This window comes from Desulfobacula sp. (assembly GCF_021107415.1).
Genome location: NZ_JAIOSW010000468.1, coordinates 1 through 18,321 on the forward strand (window position 1 = coordinate 1; position 18,321 = coordinate 18,321).

The window sequence follows — 18,321 nt, forward strand, 5'->3', positions numbered from 1 at the left end:
AAAAAAGATCTGCATATACCTTTTCAAGTTTATCAAAATCATGTAATCGAAAAGCCACCTCAATCACTTCGGGTTTATCCATGCGCAGGAGTTCCTGTGCATCTTTTATATGCATATATCCCTCTTTACCCTGGGGACCTAGCATCGTCTCAATAATACCGGCAATTTTAAAGTTCAACCCATTCACACTGCCGTCCTTGTTATTTGCAACCAGCACTATTGGGTCACCAATTTTGAGGTTCATCCCCTTGACCAGTTTTTCAGGAATAATCACCTCACCCGGATTCAACAATACCTCGAGATCTCTTTTTTTATCAAATGTCATCCGGTTCCCCACATCAGGACAGACCAAGACCTCTTTTTCAGGGTTTATGGCATTCAATCGGATATTGGTGGTGTCGGTAAAGTTGCTTAACATGGCATTAAGCTTGATCCTGGGTGCCCAAGCTAATACATCTTTATGACTTGAAAGTAATTCTTCAATTTTTTTATATCGCTTTGTATCCAATGTCAAATCTAACGGCATGGTATCAATTGAGGAAACATAGCCTTTTTTATGAATCTGCATTTGTGCCAGGTTTGAATCCGTGATTTGTCCTATCATCATGGTTTTAAAAGAACCGACCAGGCCGGAAAAAAGAATCACAAGTACAATACCAAAGGTAATTAAAATGGAGGTTAACAGGGTTCTTCGTTTGTATCTTAAGAGATTACGAAGCGCAATTTTAAATATCCGGATCATTTTTTCTTCTCCTTTTGTCTATGTAAGTTTCCCGTCATCAAGTGTATATGATATTTCCGCCTCTTCCATAATTCGAGGGTCATGGGTGGAAAATATAAAGGTGGTGCCGAATTTGTCTTTCATATCCCGCATCAGACGAATCACATTTAAGGAAGATTTTTTGTCAAGGTTTGCAGTGGGCTCATCAGCCATAACCAGTTTTGGTTGAGTGACCAGGGCTCTTGCAACAGCAACCCTTTGTTTTTGCCCTCCTGATAATTGATCTGGAAATTTATCTTTCTGGTCAAGCATACTGACGGAATCAAGGACATTAAGAATCATTTCTTTTCTTTTGTCTGCCGGTTCATTTTTGATCATAACCAGTGGATATTCAATATTCTCGTAAGCAGTCAAAATAGGGAATAGATTGAAGGACTGAAAAATAAACCCGATTACATCTCCCCGGAAGGCGGCTCTTTTTTGACGGCTAAAACTATCAACCTGTTTGCCGTTAACAAGAATTTTTCCTTGAGTCGGTTTATCAAGACAGCCTATCAAATTTAACATGGTTGTTTTTCCACTCCCTGAGGGGCCAACAAAGGAAACAAACGCTGATTTTTCTATGGACAGGTTAATATCACTTAAAGCTGCAATTTCAATATCACCTGTCTGGTATATTTTTGAAACATTTTCGATTTGAACTAGAGCCATAACCGTCTCCTTTTAAATTTTCCTTTTATGTATTGTTTTGATTTATATTCAAAATTACAGCAATAAATATACCACTCCGGGTTACAATATCATAAGATATTGAAATAAAGAATAATATTTATTTTATTATAACAAGTAAAGATTTAAATATATACGAACTGGATACTTTCTATACATGATTTTATATCCATCTGTATACAAACTACCCATTCACATATAACATTCTATAGCAAGAATATTGAAATTTCCATTCGTTTTCAGAATCAAGGGTGGGAGGAAGTTGCCGTCTTGTGAAAACCTGCTATACAAGCAAAATTCAGCTTGTATAGCAGGTTTAAGGCAAAATAAATAAAGAATTTATCTATTCATGTTTTTCAAACCCCATGGGCAGTCTTGTAAAGCGGCCGCCATGGATAATGGGATCACCTTTATATCCCAGAGCTTTAAAATTAATATAATCAGTTTTATCAATCAAATGTTCCACATCTCTTCCCTGGGATTTCATATAGGAAAAGTCTGTCCCTTTGTGGGCAATCTTTTTGAAATCAACTTCACGATTATCTCGATGGCACCGATTACATGTTTTATCCCCTTTAAGACTGTCATGACACTGAACACAGGACAATGACATCTCTTTCGGCATTACCTCGTGATCCAGGCGCCAGTACATCCAGGTTTCTTTCCATTTGTATGAACCGCTGTAGTCAAGTCCGACAGCATCCATACCGTCCTGGAACGCTTTTTCCCAATCAAAATTTTTCCAATACGCTGTCGTATCTTCCTTGTCGCGTGGCAACAGATGGGGAATAAGAAAATAATCATGATCCGCATCAACTGCCTGAATCGCCTTCATAATCTTAAAAGGTGTAATTTTAGAATTAGGATCATTCATGGAACCTACGGGTTCGGTCAGATTAATAATATCCTTATTGATATCAACCGTATCGCCAATGAAAATACGATTCATATATCCTGAACTCCAGGCATAATCAGGTACGGCAGACTCTTCCCATTTAAATTCACCTTTTTTCTTATTATAATCAGGCTTTCCGTATTTATCTTTTTTCGGCTTGCGTTTTTTATCCCCTGCCTTGGACCAGTCCCACCAGGTCTTGGTGGGTTTACATTTTGCAAAAACCGGTGCATGGCAGACATTACAGTCAAGGGTTTTGGCATGCTTATTTAAATGGTGATCCAGAAGACTCCCGCAATAATGGGGTTCATCTGAATGACATTGCTGGCAGGTTACCTCGCCCTCGGCAACCGGTACGGATGAACTTCGGCCGGCAATCTTGTGGTTTCTTGTTTTATGACACTCGGTACAGGAAAAATCATATCCCCCCATATGAATATCACAATTTCGGCTTGGTTTTAACAACTGTCTTGACATGTCCGCATGCTTAACTGCATCTCCTCCGCCACCATTAAAGTGGCAGGAACCGCAGCTGGCACGACTTGTATGACCGACATTCTGAGCAACAAATTTTAAATCAACATCTTTTTTGGGCATGCCGGCTCCCGGAGGATCTTTCTTATATTTTCCCGTGGTATCATGGCATATTAAACAATCCATTTTTGTTTTATCTGTAAAATCAAAGGTATCATCTTTCCAACCATATCCTGCATGACAACTTGTGCAACGAGCCTCGTTGCTGATGGGACTAATTCAGTAGTTGTTCAGGGCCGTCGTGCCCTTGCCATGCATGACATCCTTTCGATGACCCGTTGTATAGGGAGAAGGGCCTTTCCATAACCAGTGAGCAGTTGTAAGCATATCTTCCGCCTGTGTATCATGACACCGCAAACATTCTTTGGTTACCTGGAACGGATCAGCATTGTCCGGCAGTTTTACCAGCTCTTTATGATCCGGCACATTCTGCAAATGGCAACCTTTGCAGTCAACCGGCCCTTTGGCCTGTTCCTGGTGGCATTCCATACATTGCTGATGGTAAGCCGCTTTAAGGCCGATTCGCTCCGGATGATCCGGATTAAATGAATCCTGATGACAGGCTGAACACCGTGTTGTTTCAAGTTCACTCTCATCTTTTGGCCGGTAATGATGGCACTTGCTGCAGTCTTTGGTAAGAGCTGCATGCCGTTTGTGGGCAAACCGGACAGGTCCGTAATGATCCTCTCTTTTTTTGATGATGGGGCTGTCCAGCAGGAAATGGACGTCTGTCACATCCTTTATGGAAATCCCTGCATCCATCAGACATATCTTTCGATTAATCTGGCAGTCGTCCTTGTATTCTTTGATGAACGGGACGATCTCCTTTGCCCTTTCCTTTGCTTTTTCCTGATCCGGCGCTTGCCAGACCTCTGCCGTACAAAGAGCAGCCGTCAGGATCACCAGGCCTGCGAAGAAAATAATTTTCTTTATCACGACGATACCTCCTTGGGTGCCTGCAGAACAGGCAGATAAGTCACAACGAATCTATAAACGAACATCAGGGCTGCAATGAGTCCTAAAGTGACCAAAATTTCTCCTATTGCTGGAAAATACCCAGTGTCAGCCAATGGCGGTTTATATCCTACGATGAATACATTGATTCTGTTAAGCACCACACCGAAGACAATCAAAGATGCGGCTGTAAAAACACCTCGCCTGGAATTTCTGACCTTTTCAAAGAGAAGCATAACCCATGGTACCATTACGCCGAAAATCATTTCTACAATAAAGGCATTGGTCTGATGGGTCCCGTCTAAAAGATAGACATAGGTTCCCCTGATAAACATATCACCCAGTTTGAGAAACATGTAGGCCCCCAAAAGGAAAATGGTAATCCGTGTTAACGGAGCCAGAATATTCATCTCTGAATCCAGCTTGAATGAAGAAGTAACAAGGGTGGTTTCAAAAACCACCATTGGATACCCAACGGCAAAGGCTGATGTAAGAAACAACAAGGGCAAAATGGGTGTATACCACAGCGGGTGAAGTTTGGTAGGAGCAATCAGCATCAGCGTCCCCAAACTCGATTGATGCATGCAGGACAATACAATTCCTAGAATAATGAATATCCACATAATTTTATCCAATATTGCATCAGCCCGTTTTAAAATCATCTCAATCAATCCGTTAAAAACAGATAAAGGACCCGGAAGATTCACCCTGTCTTTAAACTGCTCTGCAACTATGGGAATAAATTCAATATACAGCACATGCAGATAAACCATCACACACATGGCTACTTCAAAAAGAGCTGAATGCTGGTTCCAGTTAAACATGGGTTTCCATATAGCCCAGGAACGCCCGATATCCACCAGGAGACCTAATACAACAAAAGTGTATCCCAAGGCAGCCGTTAAAAGTGCCGGCCGTGTAATGGGTTCATAATGATGCTTTCCCAAAAGGTGGGCCAGGGCAGCAGTTGTAAATCCACCCGCAGCAAGGGCAACACCGGTAGCCACATCCACACCCACCCAGAGCCCCCAGGGCCTGGCATTAGTAAGATTGGTAACATACCCGATGCCGCCGGTAAATCTTGCAATAATGGAAATAGCGCCTGCTATCATGAAAACCAGCATAACAAGAACGCCGGGTGTCCAGAATTTTTTATTTAAAGGACTTGTTTCCATCAGGCGCCTCCTTTATTTTGTGATTTTTCCTGAATTTTATTTGATTTGTACATGACAGCTCCCAAAACCCCAAAGAGTGCTATGGGGGACCACAGAAAGGCGAACAGCGAGTGCTGTAAGGTTTCGGAAAGTTTGGGTATGGGTTTTTCCGGCAACAGAGGCAGGTTTACTTTTTCAAATGGTACAGAAGAAATATAAAGCCATGATGTGCCACCGACTTCTTTTTCACCATATACATGATCGATATATACGCCTGGATTTTCTTTCAGCCTTTTTTTGGCAACCTTTAAGAGTGTATTTCTTTTTCCAAATGTCAGCGCTTCCGTTGGACAAATGGTTGCACAACCCGGAATACCACCGTCCTTAGATATCCTGTCATAGCAGAACGTGCATTTCATTACCTTGGGTGTGATTGGGTTATGATATTCATAGGCGGGAATCTCAAAAGGACACGCCACCATACAATACCGGCATCCAATACATTTGTTAACATTATATCTGACTGTTCCGGTCTCGTCTTTGGTCAATGCGCCATCAATGCAGGCTGACACACAGGCCGGGTCCTGACAATGCATGCACTGAACTTTGGCATAGGTTGGTGACGGCTTGTCAAACTGATCCAGTTTACCGGTAAAATATCGGTTTACCACTGTAAAAGCCTTGTCATCAGGCCTTCTTTTTTTGTCAAATATTGTACATTGACAATTAACCCGTTCCGGTGTGGGCAGGTCGTTCACCTTGGCACAGGCTTCTTCGCATTTACGACAGCCAACACACCGGGTCAAATCCACCAGGCATCCATAAGGATCAGGCGGCGCCTTTGACTCCCATGCACTGGCAGATGTGGGCAGTGCAGTAACAGATGCACCGGCTGCTCCCATGAATTTAAAAAAATTCCGTCTACTAAGTTGCATTTTCCCTCCTTTTTATATTCAACATCTAATTATATTTAAAATTTTTTACCTCTTTTTATTCCAAGACAGATATAATCCTTATTTTTATTTTTGTAGACTACTTCATCACGGGATCGGTTAACGATCATTATCAGATCCTGTATCACATCAATATCTGCCAGCATAACCTCCAGAACATCCCCTTGTTCCATGGATTTAAGACGGCTTTTGCATTTGAGCAGATTAAGAGGTGAAATGACTCCTCTAAGATCCAATACAATTTTTGATGCCATACTTAATCTCCAATTATTAATATAAAATTATAATATAATGATATTTGCAACAGGCATACCGTTGAAGGCATGAAAAATGATGTTTTGTATAAGTTATTGTTTTTATAGAAAATAATTAGTTTTAAACTTTGGGTTGATTATTTATAGATTAAATAGTATTTAAACAACTGTTAAAATGCTATTACTATTTTAACAGTTGTTTAAACGATTAAACAGGCATTTGAGAGGAAAACACATGGATGACCATGAAATGAATATTTTCTGGAAAAAAATAGTGAATACCATTAACGATGGATTAATGTTAATCGGTCCTGAGGGTTCTATTCTAATGGTCAACAAAGCCTTTGAAACACTTATAGGATATACCTCAAAAGAAGCCATTGGCATGTCCTGTGAAATGTTAGGCTGTGATGCCTGTGAAAAGATCATGCAGACGGATAAAGAAACTGCATGGTGCAAATTATTTGAAGGCCGGCAGGATATGAAAAAATGCCGCTGTCTCGTCAAATGCAAGGACGGCAGTTTTTTACCGGTTTTAAAAAATGCATCCATACTATATGATGAAGACCAGACAGCACTTGGCGTTGTGGAAACTTTAACCGATATCTCCGAGCTTACCAAACTGGATGAAAAAGTTCATATCCTTTCCAGACAATGTGACCAGAAAAATGACTTTTTGGGCCTGGTGGGCAAATCATCTGAAATGCAGATTGTATTTGACATGGTAAGAAAAGCTGCTCAAAGCAATGCGCCTGTTATTATTCTGGGTGAAAGCGGAACCGGGAAAGAACTGGTAGCCAATGCCATCCACTTATGCGGTTCCAGAAAAAATGGTCCTTTTATTCAACTCAATTGTGCTGCATTAAATGAAGCAGTCCTGGAAAGTGAATTGTTCGGACATACAAAGGGTGCATTCACAGGTGCATACGGCAATCGTATTGGCCGATTTGAAGCCGCCAACCATGGCGATTTCTTTCTGGATGAAATCGGTGATATCCCATTGTCTATTCAGACCAAACTTTTAAGAGTCCTTGAGTCGGGCTGTTTTGAAAGAGTAGGCGATATTTCATCCATCAAAACCGATGTACGAATTATTACTGCCACAAACAAAGATCTTGATGAATTAATAGAAAAAAAAGAGTTCAGACAGGATCTTTTTTTTAGAATTAATGTCATACCGATCCATCTACCGCCTTTAAGAGATATAAAGGAAGATATCCCTTTATTAATCAATTCTTTTATCTATCGGTTAAACATGACAACCGGTAAAACAATTAATGGGTTGAGTCATGATGCCATGGAATTATTTATGGATTACCTTTGGCCTGGAAATATCCGGGAGCTTAAAAATGCAATGGAGTATGCTTTTGTCACCACTGAAGGGTCCACTATTCATTTAGAGCATTTGCCCAAAAAGATTAGTACGGCAATACCCCCCTCCCCGGTTCTTCAATTAACTGAAGATAAAATTCTGCCCAATGAAAAATTACTATTAATCCAAGCACTTAAACAGACAAACGGAAACCAGACAAAGGCGGCAAAAATTCTTAATATCAACAGGGTAACCGTATGGAACCGCATGAGAAAGTACGGCATTGATCTTAAAAAGGTCTTGTCCGTCTAAAAAGGAATAATTGTGGAATTAGAGCGAGGGAATAAAATTATTGCACGAATATCTCCGGTTGCCTCTGATTCACCAAAGACAAAGGTATGAATCAAAGAGTCATTACTTTTATATGCCTTTTTTTCAGCCGGTATTAAAAACAGTCCACCGCCAACAGCAAGATGTGCGACATAAATATGAATAACAGCAATGGATGCAATTAAGAATCCTTCTTCCCTAGGCAATATCTTTAATTTATATTGACAACCAGACCAGACCAGACTAAACTAAGTAACAGTAAATCGTTGCTAAAAAGGAGTTTATCATGCAAATTACTAATATTTCAGAAGCAAAGGCAAGTTTGTCTTATTTGATAAAAACAATTCAGGAAACTGGAGAATCAATTGTTATAGGCAAAGCAGGGAAACCTGTTGCTATTCTCTCGGCTTTCAAAAAAAATAATTTACCCCGCAAGCTTGGTGGAAGCTGGGAAGGTAAGGTGAAAATTGCTCAGGATTTTGATGAAATTGATGAAAAGATCATTGATCAATTTTATAATTCATCTATTTTTCCTCCACAAACATGAATATTCTTCTTGATACACATGTTTTAATATGGGCGCTGGAAAATAACCCTGCACTTTCCAAGATTGCTGCAACCAGTATTATTGATCCAGAGAACATGGTTTTTGTAAGTGCTGCTTCTGTCTGGGAAATTGGCATTAAAAAAAATCTTGGCAAGCTTGAAACACCAGATAACCTGATTGAAGAAATCAAGCTGCATCGTTTTACTCCTCTTTCCATCAACTTTGATCATGCACAACTTGCAGGAACATTACCAAATATTCACAAAGACCCCTTTGACAGGATATTGATTGCCCAGGCAATCACTGAAAAATTAATTTTAGTAACTCGGGATGAGTTAATGGCCAGGTACAAGGTACAGACACTCAAGGCATGATTAACTTTCTTAGAAGAAAGATGATTTAAATAATCTGGCTTAAGAATTGTTGAGTTCTGTCATATTTCGGGCTTATGAAAAATTTATCAGGGTGATTTTCTTCAACAATTTCACCCTGATCCATGAATAGTATTCTATTGGCAACCTGTTTTGCAAATCCCATTTCATGGGTTACCACACACATGGTCATTCCATCATGGGCAAGTTGTTTAATAACATCAAGAACCTCTTTTACCATTTCCGGGTCCAGGGCAGATGTAGGCTCATCAAACAGCATAATTTTGGGGTTCATGCACAAGGCTCTTGCGATTGCCACACGTTGCTGCTGACCACCAGAAAGCTGACCCGGCATTTTAAAAGCCTGGTCGGTAATTTGTACTCGCTTAAGAAGTGTCATGGCAAGTTCTTCTGCCTTTTTTTGAGGCATTTTAAGAATCCAGGCAGGAGCCAGTGTGAGGTTTTCAAGAACCGTCAGATGGGGAAAAAGATCGAAAGTCTGAAACACCATACCCACTTCTCTACGGACATCTGCAATATTTTTCATTTTACCTGTCAGCTCTGTTCCCGCAACAATTATTTTCCCTTTTTGATGCTCTTCAATTCTGTTTATACAACGGATAAGCGTTGATTTTCCAGATCCTGAGGGGCCACATATGACAATGATTTCACCTTTATGTATAGTCATATTTATATTTTTAAGAACATGAAAATTACCAAACCATTTGTTTAAATTTGTAATTTCAATAATAGGGTTATTCAGTTGATTCATTTAATTTCTCCAATTATTACCATTGATTGTGATGCTCAATGGATTTGCCATACTGGCTCATGGAAAAACAGATAATCCAGTATATCAGCGCACAAAAAACATAGGCTTCTGCATCATATCCAAGCCAATCAGGGTCTTGCGCAGAGGCTTTGATCATCCCTAAAAAATCAAGCAGTCCGACTATGATCACAAGGGATGTATCTTTAAAGAGTGCAACACAGCGACCGATAAGAGATGGGATAACATGGCGCAGAGCCTGGGGCAGAACAATAAAACAGGTGATGGTCCAGTTTTTGAGCCCAAGAGAACTGGCAGCTTCGATCTGCCCTTGAGAAATGGCCTGGAGTCCTCCCCTTACCACTTCCGCAATATAGGCGGAGGAAAATAGTATGATACCGATCTGCACCCGTAAAAGGTTATTGATGCTCATTCCCTGGGGCAGAAAAATAGGCAACATAACAGAGGCCATAAATAGAATGGTGATTAGGGGAACGCCTCGTATGGATTCAATAATACCGATACAAAGTGATTTTACGACGACCATGCTTGATCGCCTACCCAGAGCCAGCAATATGCCAAGAGGTATGGACATAATAATACCAATGGCAGCAAGTCCTGTGCTCAACATCAGACCGCCCCATAAGGATTGTTCTACAGTTTCAATACCCATTCCGCCATTGATCAGAAAAAATAACGGCAGGGGTAGAAAAAACCAGAGTGTAATCAAAAGTTTGGTCTGAAGCACTCTAAGGGCGGTTAATACACATACACCGCCAAAAATTACAAAGGTCAGAATCGGGCGCCACAATAATTCTTGAGGATATAGTCCAACCATCAGCACCCTGAATTTTACAAAAATAAATGTCCAGCAGGCACCTGTTTTTTCTGTGGGGCATGGATGTGAAGAAAAACTCCAGGTGGCATCGATAATTGTCCAGGAAAGCAACGGTGGAAGAGTTTTCCATAAAAAGAAAAGCGCAGCAAACGTGAGCAAAGAATTAATTTTACTGCTAAAAAGATTACCTTTAAGCCAGCCGATGATACCAACGGATTCCAAAGGTGCAGGAAGGTCAGGCATGGGTTTAAAAACCTGTATTTCTATGCCGGCATCAGATAAAGTTGTCACGGTTTACCTGCCAATATGCTGAACTTTTGCATTCAGCCAGTTCATGATCATTGATACCATCAGGTTGATGGTCATATAAACCCCCATCCACATGGCAATAATTTCTATTGCCTGGTCATTTTGGCCAATAATGGTACCTCCGATAGAGACCATATCAGGGTAACCAATGGCAACAGCCAGAGAGCTGTTTTTAACCAGGCTTGTGTAATCATTGGTAGTAGCAGGAATAATCACCCGCAGCGCCTGGGGCAGAATGACCTTTCTCATGGTGAGGCCTGTGGTCAATCCAAGGGCCTTGGATGAATTAATCTGACCCATGTCCACAGACTGAATGCCACTTCTGACATTTTCACCGATAAAAGCGGCTGTATATAATACCAATCCTATCATCAGAGCTGAAAATTCAGGACGAATGACTAAACCGCCTTGAAAATTAAACCCTTTTAGTACAGCAAATTCCCATGCGATAGGGCCACGGGTCAGCCACCATGCAATAGCAGGAATTGCGACCATTGCGATCAACCCCAAAGTAAATGAGGGAATAGTCCGCCCGGTTTCCCGGTGAAGTCGTTTTGCAAACCAATGAATCATAAATGCGGCAATAATGCCTATCAGAACGGCCAGGCAAACAATCAAAAAGCCTGATTCAGGTATGGGTCTAGGGAGGTAAATCCCCCTGTTGTTCAAAAAAAAACCTTCAAAGGGCATCAGGCTCTTTTTAGGAATCGGCAATGCGGCAAGGGCAATGGTATAGGTGAAAAACAGGGTAAGAAGTAAAGGAATATTTCTTAATACTTCAACATATATTTCTGCAAGTTTTGATATGAGCCAGTTATTGGAAACCCTGGCAACACCAATTAAAATTCCTATCAATGTGGCAAGTATTATACCAAAAAAAGCAACATAAAGGGTATTGATAATGCCGATAAAAAAAGCAAAGCCGTAAGAATCTGCTGGAGAGTATGGCAACAGAGAATTACTGATGGGCATCCCGGATTCTAAAGATAAAAAACCAAAACCCGAAGCAATGTTGCGGGCTTCAAGATTTGCCTGTGTATTGACCAGGAGCCCGTGTGCAGCATAAAGAATTATGCCGATGACAGCTGCTTGAAGCATCAAGGTTGTAACAAAGGGTTTTGAGAATGAAAATACCGATGGTTTCAAAAGATATGCCTTGCTTAAAATCAGGGGGGCATATTCGCCCCCCTATAATGTGTTAAATGAAAAAAATTATCGGATAGGCAATGCGTATTGAAGTCCGCCCTGGGTCCATAATTTATTGACACCCCGTGGAATGTTCAGCTTTGTTGAAGGTCCGAAATGGCGATCATATATTTCACCATAGTTGCCGACTGCCTGAATTGCCCGAACCAGCCAGTCTTTATCAAGTCCAAGATAGCTGCCGGTATCGCCGGATTTGCCAAGCATACGCTGAATAACGGGATAATTAGATTTTTCTTTCATTTCCAGAACGTTGGCTGCAGTAATACCATATTCTTCAGCTGCGATGAGCCCATTAATGACCCAGGTAACAATATCTTTCCACTGGTTGTCTCCATGTCGGACCAGAGGAGCCAGGGGTTCCTTTGAAATGACTTCCGGCATGATATTGTGATCCTGCGGCTTGGCAAGGGTGGTTCTCAAAGAAGCCAGCTGGCTTACATCAGTGGTAAAACAGTCGCATCGGCCTGTGGCATAGGCATTGAGAGCCTCTTTTTTACCGTCAAAAACAAGGACTTCTATTTTAAGGCCGTGAAGCCTTGCAAAATCAGCAAGATTCAGTTCAGATGTGGTACCGGCTGTTACACATACGGTAGCACCATCAATTTTTGTTGCCGAGTCCACACCCAGGGCTTTGGAAATCATGAATCCCTGACCGTCATAAAAAACAATTTTAGTGAAGTCAACACCTTGCTTTGCATCTCTTTTCAAAGTCCAGGTGGTTGTTCTGGAAGTCAGGTCTACCTGACCGGAAGATACGGCAATAATTTTTTGTTTGGATGCCAGAGAAACAAATTTAATTTTTTGCGGATCTGACAAAACGGCTGCTGCTACGGCTCTTGCCATATCAACATCAAACCCTTTCCATTGTCCTGTGGAATCGGGAATTGAAAATCCCGGGACACCTTCACTGATACCACACGTCAAAACTCCTTTTTTCTGAATATCTTGAAGTGTACCGGACCAGACCGTAGAAACCATCATGATAAGTGATAGAGCAATAATAACCATTAATTTTTTCAAAGTATTTCCCTCCTCTTTTTAGTTAATAAACAAACCAGTAAATTCAACTTACATTATACTATGAAAGTTTGATTAAACCCTATTTTTTTTTGTTTATCAAATTAATAATAAAACTTAGAGCTTCTATTTAGGATAAGAACTTTCTTCTTGTCAAGAAGTATAGGAAAAATATAAGAAAACCATTATTTTTTATATACTGATAAACTGGTGTTTTAAAAAAAATAGATTAAAAATACTTGACAAAAAAAGAATAATCAACTTATGTGTACATTAACGTTTTTTATGAGAGGCTCAATGTCAAAAGAAAATCTAGAAGAATTTGCATATACCTCAATCATTCGATTAATTCTGGAAAATCATTTCAAGATAGGGGATTTCCTGCTTGAGACAGAGCTTTCCAAGGCCCTGGATCTGAGCCGGACCCCTGTCCGACACGCCTTGGGACAACTGGTGGCTGAAGGTTTTCTGGATAAAAAGAAAAAAAAAGGCTGCTTTATTCCACCTGTCAGCTCTGAAGACGCACGCCATGTTTTTTTTGTAAGGAAAAATATAGAAGGTTTGACTGCTAGTTCTGCGGCCAGGCATGCCACGGATGAGGATATTGATTTTTTATGGGGCCTGATTAAAGAGGAAAAAGAGCTGTACCAGAATTTTTCCAAGATGGATTATGTTAATATTAATATGGCATTTCATATGGGCATTGCCAGGATCAGTCAGAACAAATACCTGGAGAAGTATTGCCGACACAGCTTTTGCCGTTCTCATACCTATATATTTTTTTATGATGATTATTATACCGGTGCCCTTGTATCCGGGATTCAGGAAACGAGTCCCAAACAACATATCCAGATTGTAGAGGCCATTGAAAACCGAAATGAGGAAAAAGCTGGAAACTTGATGAGACAGCATGTCCGGACAACATTTGAGCAGCTTTTTGTAAAACTGTAGAACATGGAGAAAGCAAAGCAGCAGCAGGGTAAAGTGTAATTACCAAATGTATACATTAGAAAGATTTAGCCTGTAATATAAAAAAAAATAAAAAGAGGAAACCATGAAAATTCTAGTTCTTGGCGGGTGTGGTATTCAAGGAAGAACCGCCTTGTACGATCTGGCATCAGATACAAATATTTCTGAAATTATTTGCGCAGATATCCGGTTTGATGAATTGTCAAAGATTAAAGACTTTACAGATATGGAAAAAATAACCACTGCTAAAATTGATGCCCAGAATAAATCAGATCTGTTGGATCTGTACCGAAAAGTGGATGTGGTCATTGATCTTCTGCCAAAAGACTTCAAGACCCATGTCAATGAGGCGGCCTTGGAAGCAAAGGTACATGTGGTGAATACCAATTATATGTATCACCCCGAAGCCCTTGATAAAAAGGCAAAAGAGGCCGGCATCACCATCATGCCCGAGTGCGGGCTGGATCCTGGAATCGATCTTGTGATTTACGGTGATGCCAGAAACCGGTTTGACAGCCTGTCCGTGATCAATTCCTATTGCGGCGGATTCCCGGAAAAAAAGGCATGTACCAATCCCTTGAATTACAAGCTGTCCTGGATCTGGCGGGGGGTCTTGAGTTCCACCATGCGGGACGCAAAGATCATCAAGGACGGGCAGATCATAGAGATCCCCGGTATCAGACAACATGATGAATCCTTTGTCCATGAAATCGAGTTCCCTGATCTTGGCACCCTTGAGGCTATTCCCAACGGGGATGCGGTTTTTTTCACCGATCGCATGGGGTTGACACAGACAATTGTTAACACAGGCAGATATTCCCTTCGATGGCCGGGATGGAGTGCTTTCTGGCGGCCCCTCAAGGAACTGGGCTTTTTAAGTGAAGACCCGATACAAGGCCTTGACGGCACAGTGTCTCCAATGGATTTTATGGAAAAACATTTGGGACCCCAATTGGCCTTTCAAGATGATGAAAAAGATCTTGTCGCCATGATCAATGTTTTTGAAGGTAAAAAAAACAATAAAAAAATGAGATTTACTTCCAGCATGATCATTGAGCGGGACCTTGAAACAGGTATCATGGCCATGAGCAAGGGAGTTGCCTATACTGCCTGTATTGTGGCAAAGATGATTGCCAGAGGTGAGATAAAAGAGAAAGGAGTTTTGTCTCCCATCACCCATATTCCAGTGGCGCCTTTTATGGAACGTCTGAAGAAAAGAGGAATAGTGATAATGGAACAAATGGAGGAAATAACAGGCTGAGAAGAGGATCAACAACAGGAATCTGCGGTTTTTACCGTTGAACGAATAATACTAACCCGAAAAAAGGAGAAAAACATGAGTCAAAAAAAATTAGTTTCAATTGTCCTCGCCGTTGTGGTGACACTGTTCTTAACCGGTATAAGTTTTGCCGGGACTTTGAGCGAAATTGTTAAACGGGGAGAACTCCGCGTGGCAGTGCAGTCCGGAGCAGCACCCTATGCCTTTATTGACAAACACGGGGAACATACGGGCTCCATGGTTGAGTTTGCCAAGGGAATGGCTGACAGCATGGGTGTCAAGATTAAAATTCTTGATTTTGACTGGGATGGTCTGATTCCTGCTCTTTTATCCGGAAAAGCCGACATTCTGGCCGCTGATATGACCCCCACCCTGAAACGAGCCCTTAAAATTTCTTTTGCAGATCCCTGGATTTATGTTCAGCCCTGTATTTTTACTAAAACCGGTGCCAGCTATCAGACCCTTGAAGATGTGGATAAACCCAGTGTAACAGTCGGGGTTCTTTTGGGCTCCACCGGTGAAACCATTGCCAAACAATACCTGCCCAATGCCAAGATCAAATCCTATAAAGGCGGCGGCAGGATGGTTGTTCAGGCCCTGATTGCCGGCCATGTGGACGCCGGTGTCAATGATGACCTGGCGGTTCTCACTGTGCTTCCGGATTTCCCCCCCAACTCCATCCGGCTGCTGGACAAACGCCTGGGACAGGGTATGGATCCCCTTGCCTTTGCAATCCGCCATGACTCTGTAAACCTGTGGCAGTGGATCAATCTTTATTTTAAAACTATCCGGTCCAATGGCACCTATGATAAAAATATTGCCTATTGGATGGAAGGCATAGAGTGGAAAAAAGATCATTAGAAAGTAAATAGAATCAAATAATGGTGTGCGCCCTCTATTTTTCCTTTGGGCGCACACCCATAAAAAAACGGATGGCGCCATGCTGGTTGATTTTAATTTCAGGATCATATTCGAATATCTGCCCCTGTTTTTAACCGGGCTGAGATCCACATTTTTCATTGCTGTTGTATCCATTGCCCTTGCCCTTGCAACCGGGATCATTGCCTGTGCCTGCAGAATTTCAAGTATTAAAACCATTAAGTATCCTGCCATAGCCTATATTGAAATTATCCGGTCCACACCTCTTCTGGTCCAGATCTATTTTCTCTATTTCGGGCTTCCCACCCTGGGGCTTAGAATTCCCGAACTCCAGACTGGAATCATTGCATTGATGCTCAATTCAGGGGCCTATATTGCAGAAATTATCCGGGCCGGGATCAACTCCGTGGACGAGGGTCAGATCGAGGCCGGGATCTCATCGGGTTTGAATTATGTCCAGAGAATGCGGTTCATCATTCTTCCCCAGGCCCTGGGAGTCACAATTCCCCCGCTATTGGGTCAGAACATTGTCCTGGTCAAGGACTCGGCCCTGCTCTCCCTGATCTCGGTGGCAGAGCTAACTCGGTGCGGTCAGACCATGACATCCGAACGTTTCATGCCTGCAGAAGCCTTTCTTACCGTGGCATTCTTTTATATGGTTATTTATTTTTGTCTCAAAGCTTTGGCAGACTGGTCCCAGCGAAAATTGATTTTCAGGGAGGCATATTAATATGATGGCATTTTATTTCAGCCGACTTGTGGAGATCTTTCCTTTTTTCCTTAAAGGCCTGTGGATGACCAGTAAAATCGCCTTTATCAGCCTTGTGACCTGTACTGTGATCGGATTTATCTTAGGTATTTTCAGATCCAGTAACAATATTATCTTAAAACGCCTTGTCGGAGTCTATGTCGCCTTTGTTAGAGGCACTCCCTTTGTGGTCCAGATTTTTATCATCTTTTTTATCTTTCCGGAATGGGGAATTCAATTGGATGCTTTTCCTGCTGCTCTTCTGGCTATGGCCATCATGGGATCTGCCTTTATCTGTGAAATTGTGGCAGGCGGAATTGATTCCATTCCCAAGGGTCAGTGGGAGGCGGCAACCTCATCCGGGCTCACCCTGATCCAACAGCTTCGCCTGGTCATTGTGCCCCAGGCCATGAAAGTGATTTTGCCACCGCTTGTGGGCCAATATGTTCTTTTGATTAAAGACACTTCTGTTGTGTCGGTGATCGGGGTTATGGAACTGACCCGGGTGGGATGGGTGACCGTGGTCAGGATTCCCGAAGGGCTCATGGTATTTTCACTGGTCGGAGCCCTGTATTTTGTGATCTCATATCCTCTGATTCTGTTATCCAATTACCTGGAACGGAAAATGGCAGTTTAATTAAAAATAAGGACCAAAACAAATATGATAGAATTTAAAAATGTGGACAAGTGGTTTGGCAAGCTTCATGTGTTGAATAATATCAACTTTAAAATGCCAAAGGGCGAGGTCCTGGTTATTTGCGGTCCAAGCGGCTCGGGTAAATCCACCCTGATCAGATGCATCAACCGCCTTGAAAAAATCCAGAAAGGCAAGATCATTGTCAACGACACTCCTGTGCATGAAAAATCATCCAATCTTACCAAACTGCGGGCCGAGATTGGGTTTGTGTTCCAGCAATTTCATTTGTATCCCCACATGACTGTAATGCAGAACGTCATGCTGGCACCGATAAACGTGAAAAAGCTTGCCAAAGCTGAGGCCGAAAAAATTACCATGGCAAAACTGGAGCGTGTGGGGCTCACTGATAAAGCCGATTCCTACCCAGCCCAACTGTCCGGCGGCCAGCAGCAGCGGGTTGCTATTGCCAGGGGCCTTGCCATGTCTCCCAAGATCATGCTCTTTGACGAACCTACTTCCGCTCTTGATCCTGAGATGATCGGAGAAGTCCTGGATGTTATGGTTAACCTGGTGTCCGAGGGCATGACCATGTGTGTGGTCACCCATGAAATGGGGTTTGCCAAAAAAGTGGCCCATAGAGTATTGTTCATGGATGAAGGAAAGATTGTTGAAACCGGCACACCCAATGATTTTTTTGATAATCCTCAAACCAACCGGGCTGCGGAATTTATCAGTAAGATCCTGACCCATTAAAAAATAGCTGAAAGAATCAGAACTGTCAATAAACCGGTTCCATTTAACTCTTAATAAACAGGAAATTAAAATGAAAAAAGTATTGATTCTTGGAGCCGGGTTAATGACTAAAACAATGGCCAATTACTTGATGGATAAATGTCACTATGAAGTAATTATTGCA

Annotated in this window: 20 protein-coding genes; 9 read left to right on the forward strand and 11 right to left on the reverse strand. The window is 41.7% G+C overall.

Features of this window, described 5'->3' with window-relative positions:
* The 6 genes from K8S13_RS23455 to K8S13_RS23480 form a co-directional block, all read right to left on the reverse strand.
* Window positions 1-742, reverse strand: a 742-nt coding sequence (locus tag K8S13_RS23455) for an ABC transporter permease (protein ID WP_291466152.1), incomplete at its 3' end; no start/stop codon positions are given.
* A gap of 18 nt (window positions 743-760) precedes the next feature.
* Window positions 761-1,432, reverse strand: a complete 672-nt coding sequence (locus K8S13_RS23460; protein ID WP_291466153.1) for an ABC transporter ATP-binding protein — start codon at window positions 1,430-1,432, stop codon at window positions 761-763.
* Between the two features lie 361 nt (window positions 1,433-1,793).
* Window positions 1,794-3,641, reverse strand: coding sequence for a tetrathionate reductase family octaheme c-type cytochrome (locus K8S13_RS23465; RefSeq protein WP_291466171.1), 1,848 nt, complete (start codon window positions 3,639-3,641; stop codon window positions 1,794-1,796).
* Between the two features lie 170 nt (window positions 3,642-3,811).
* A complete protein-coding gene (gene nrfD / locus K8S13_RS23470) occupies window positions 3,812-5,008 on the reverse strand; it encodes an NrfD/PsrC family molybdoenzyme membrane anchor subunit (RefSeq protein ID WP_291466154.1) in 1,197 nt (398 codons plus the stop codon).
* Window positions 5,008-5,922 (reverse strand): hydrogenase 2 operon protein HybA, encoded by a 915-nt coding sequence (gene hybA / locus K8S13_RS23475; protein WP_291466155.1) that lies wholly within the window; start codon window positions 5,920-5,922, stop codon window positions 5,008-5,010. Before hybA ends, nrfD begins: the two co-directional genes overlap by 1 nt.
* 35 nt (window positions 5,923-5,957) lie before the next feature.
* Window positions 5,958-6,194, reverse strand: a complete 237-nt coding sequence (locus tag K8S13_RS23480) for a sulfurtransferase TusA family protein (RefSeq protein WP_291466156.1) — start codon at window positions 6,192-6,194, stop codon at window positions 5,958-5,960.
* A 235-nt stretch (window positions 6,195-6,429) separates the two neighbouring features.
* On the opposite strand from K8S13_RS23480, the gene K8S13_RS23485 reads away from it, so the two are divergent.
* On the forward strand, window positions 6,430-7,818 hold the full coding sequence (locus K8S13_RS23485) for a sigma 54-interacting transcriptional regulator (protein ID WP_291466157.1): 1,389 nt from the start codon (window positions 6,430-6,432) through the stop codon (window positions 7,816-7,818).
* On the opposite strand, the gene K8S13_RS23490 is transcribed toward K8S13_RS23485, so the two are convergent.
* On the reverse strand, window positions 7,815-8,042 hold the full coding sequence (locus K8S13_RS23490; RefSeq protein ID WP_291466158.1) for a hypothetical protein: 228 nt from the start codon (window positions 8,040-8,042) through the stop codon (window positions 7,815-7,817). The genes K8S13_RS23485 and K8S13_RS23490 overlap by 4 nt on opposite strands.
* Before the next feature lie 80 nt (window positions 8,043-8,122).
* On the opposite strand from K8S13_RS23490, the gene K8S13_RS23495 reads away from it, so the two are divergent.
* Both K8S13_RS23495 and K8S13_RS23500 read left to right on the forward strand, forming a co-directional pair.
* The gene (locus tag K8S13_RS23495; protein WP_291466159.1) at window positions 8,123-8,383 is read left to right on the forward strand and encodes a type II toxin-antitoxin system Phd/YefM family antitoxin; all 261 of its coding nucleotides are present in this window, start codon (window positions 8,123-8,125) and stop codon (window positions 8,381-8,383) included.
* Window positions 8,380-8,757 carry a type II toxin-antitoxin system VapC family toxin gene (locus K8S13_RS23500; RefSeq protein WP_291466160.1) on the forward strand — a complete coding sequence of 126 codons (378 nt, stop codon included), beginning with the start codon at window positions 8,380-8,382 and terminating at the stop codon, window positions 8,755-8,757. Before K8S13_RS23495 ends, K8S13_RS23500 begins: the two co-directional genes overlap by 4 nt.
* 25 nt (window positions 8,758-8,782) lie before the next feature.
* Here K8S13_RS23500 and K8S13_RS23505 read toward each other — a convergent pair whose 3' ends face one another.
* The 4 genes from K8S13_RS23505 to K8S13_RS23520 all read right to left on the reverse strand — a co-directional run bounded on the left by K8S13_RS23505 (window position 8,783) and on the right by K8S13_RS23520 (window position 12,896).
* A complete protein-coding gene (locus K8S13_RS23505) occupies window positions 8,783-9,505 on the reverse strand; it encodes an amino acid ABC transporter ATP-binding protein (RefSeq protein WP_367172859.1) in 723 nt (240 codons plus the stop codon).
* A 37-nt stretch (window positions 9,506-9,542) separates the two neighbouring features.
* Window positions 9,543-10,652, reverse strand: coding sequence for an amino acid ABC transporter permease (locus tag K8S13_RS23510; RefSeq protein WP_291466162.1), 1,110 nt, complete (start codon window positions 10,650-10,652; stop codon window positions 9,543-9,545).
* Window positions 10,653-10,655: 3 nt separating this feature from the next.
* Window positions 10,656-11,816 (reverse strand): ABC transporter permease subunit, encoded by a 1,161-nt coding sequence (locus K8S13_RS23515; RefSeq protein WP_291466163.1) that lies wholly within the window; start codon window positions 11,814-11,816, stop codon window positions 10,656-10,658.
* A 66-nt stretch (window positions 11,817-11,882) separates the two neighbouring features.
* Window positions 11,883-12,896: an amino acid ABC transporter substrate-binding protein gene (locus tag K8S13_RS23520; protein WP_291466164.1), complete on the reverse strand. Its 1,014-nt coding sequence runs from the start codon at window positions 12,894-12,896 to the stop codon at window positions 11,883-11,885.
* 294 nt (window positions 12,897-13,190) lie between these two features.
* Here K8S13_RS23520 and K8S13_RS23525 point away from each other — a divergent pair, with 294 nt between their 5' ends.
* The 6 genes from K8S13_RS23525 (at window position 13,191) to K8S13_RS23550 (ending at window position 18,158) form a co-directional block, all read left to right on the forward strand.
* Window positions 13,191-13,844 carry a GntR family transcriptional regulator gene (locus K8S13_RS23525; protein WP_291466165.1) on the forward strand — a complete coding sequence of 218 codons (654 nt, stop codon included), beginning with the start codon at window positions 13,191-13,193 and terminating at the stop codon, window positions 13,842-13,844.
* A gap of 103 nt (window positions 13,845-13,947) precedes the next feature.
* Window positions 13,948-15,123 (forward strand): saccharopine dehydrogenase C-terminal domain-containing protein, encoded by a 1,176-nt coding sequence (locus K8S13_RS23530; protein ID WP_291466166.1) that lies wholly within the window; start codon window positions 13,948-13,950, stop codon window positions 15,121-15,123.
* Window positions 15,124-15,198: 75 nt separating this feature from the next.
* Window positions 15,199-16,002, forward strand: a complete 804-nt coding sequence (locus tag K8S13_RS23535) for an ABC transporter substrate-binding protein (protein ID WP_291466167.1) — start codon at window positions 15,199-15,201, stop codon at window positions 16,000-16,002.
* 79 nt (window positions 16,003-16,081) lie between these two features.
* Window positions 16,082-16,750 (forward strand): amino acid ABC transporter permease, encoded by a 669-nt coding sequence (locus tag K8S13_RS23540; RefSeq protein WP_291466168.1) that lies wholly within the window; start codon window positions 16,082-16,084, stop codon window positions 16,748-16,750.
* Window position 16,751: 1 nt separating this feature from the next.
* A complete protein-coding gene (locus K8S13_RS23545) occupies window positions 16,752-17,405 on the forward strand; it encodes an amino acid ABC transporter permease (protein ID WP_291466169.1) in 654 nt (217 codons plus the stop codon).
* A gap of 24 nt (window positions 17,406-17,429) precedes the next feature.
* Window positions 17,430-18,158, forward strand: coding sequence for an amino acid ABC transporter ATP-binding protein (locus K8S13_RS23550; RefSeq protein WP_291466170.1), 729 nt, complete (start codon window positions 17,430-17,432; stop codon window positions 18,156-18,158).
* Window positions 18,159-18,321 lie beyond the last annotated feature (163 nt).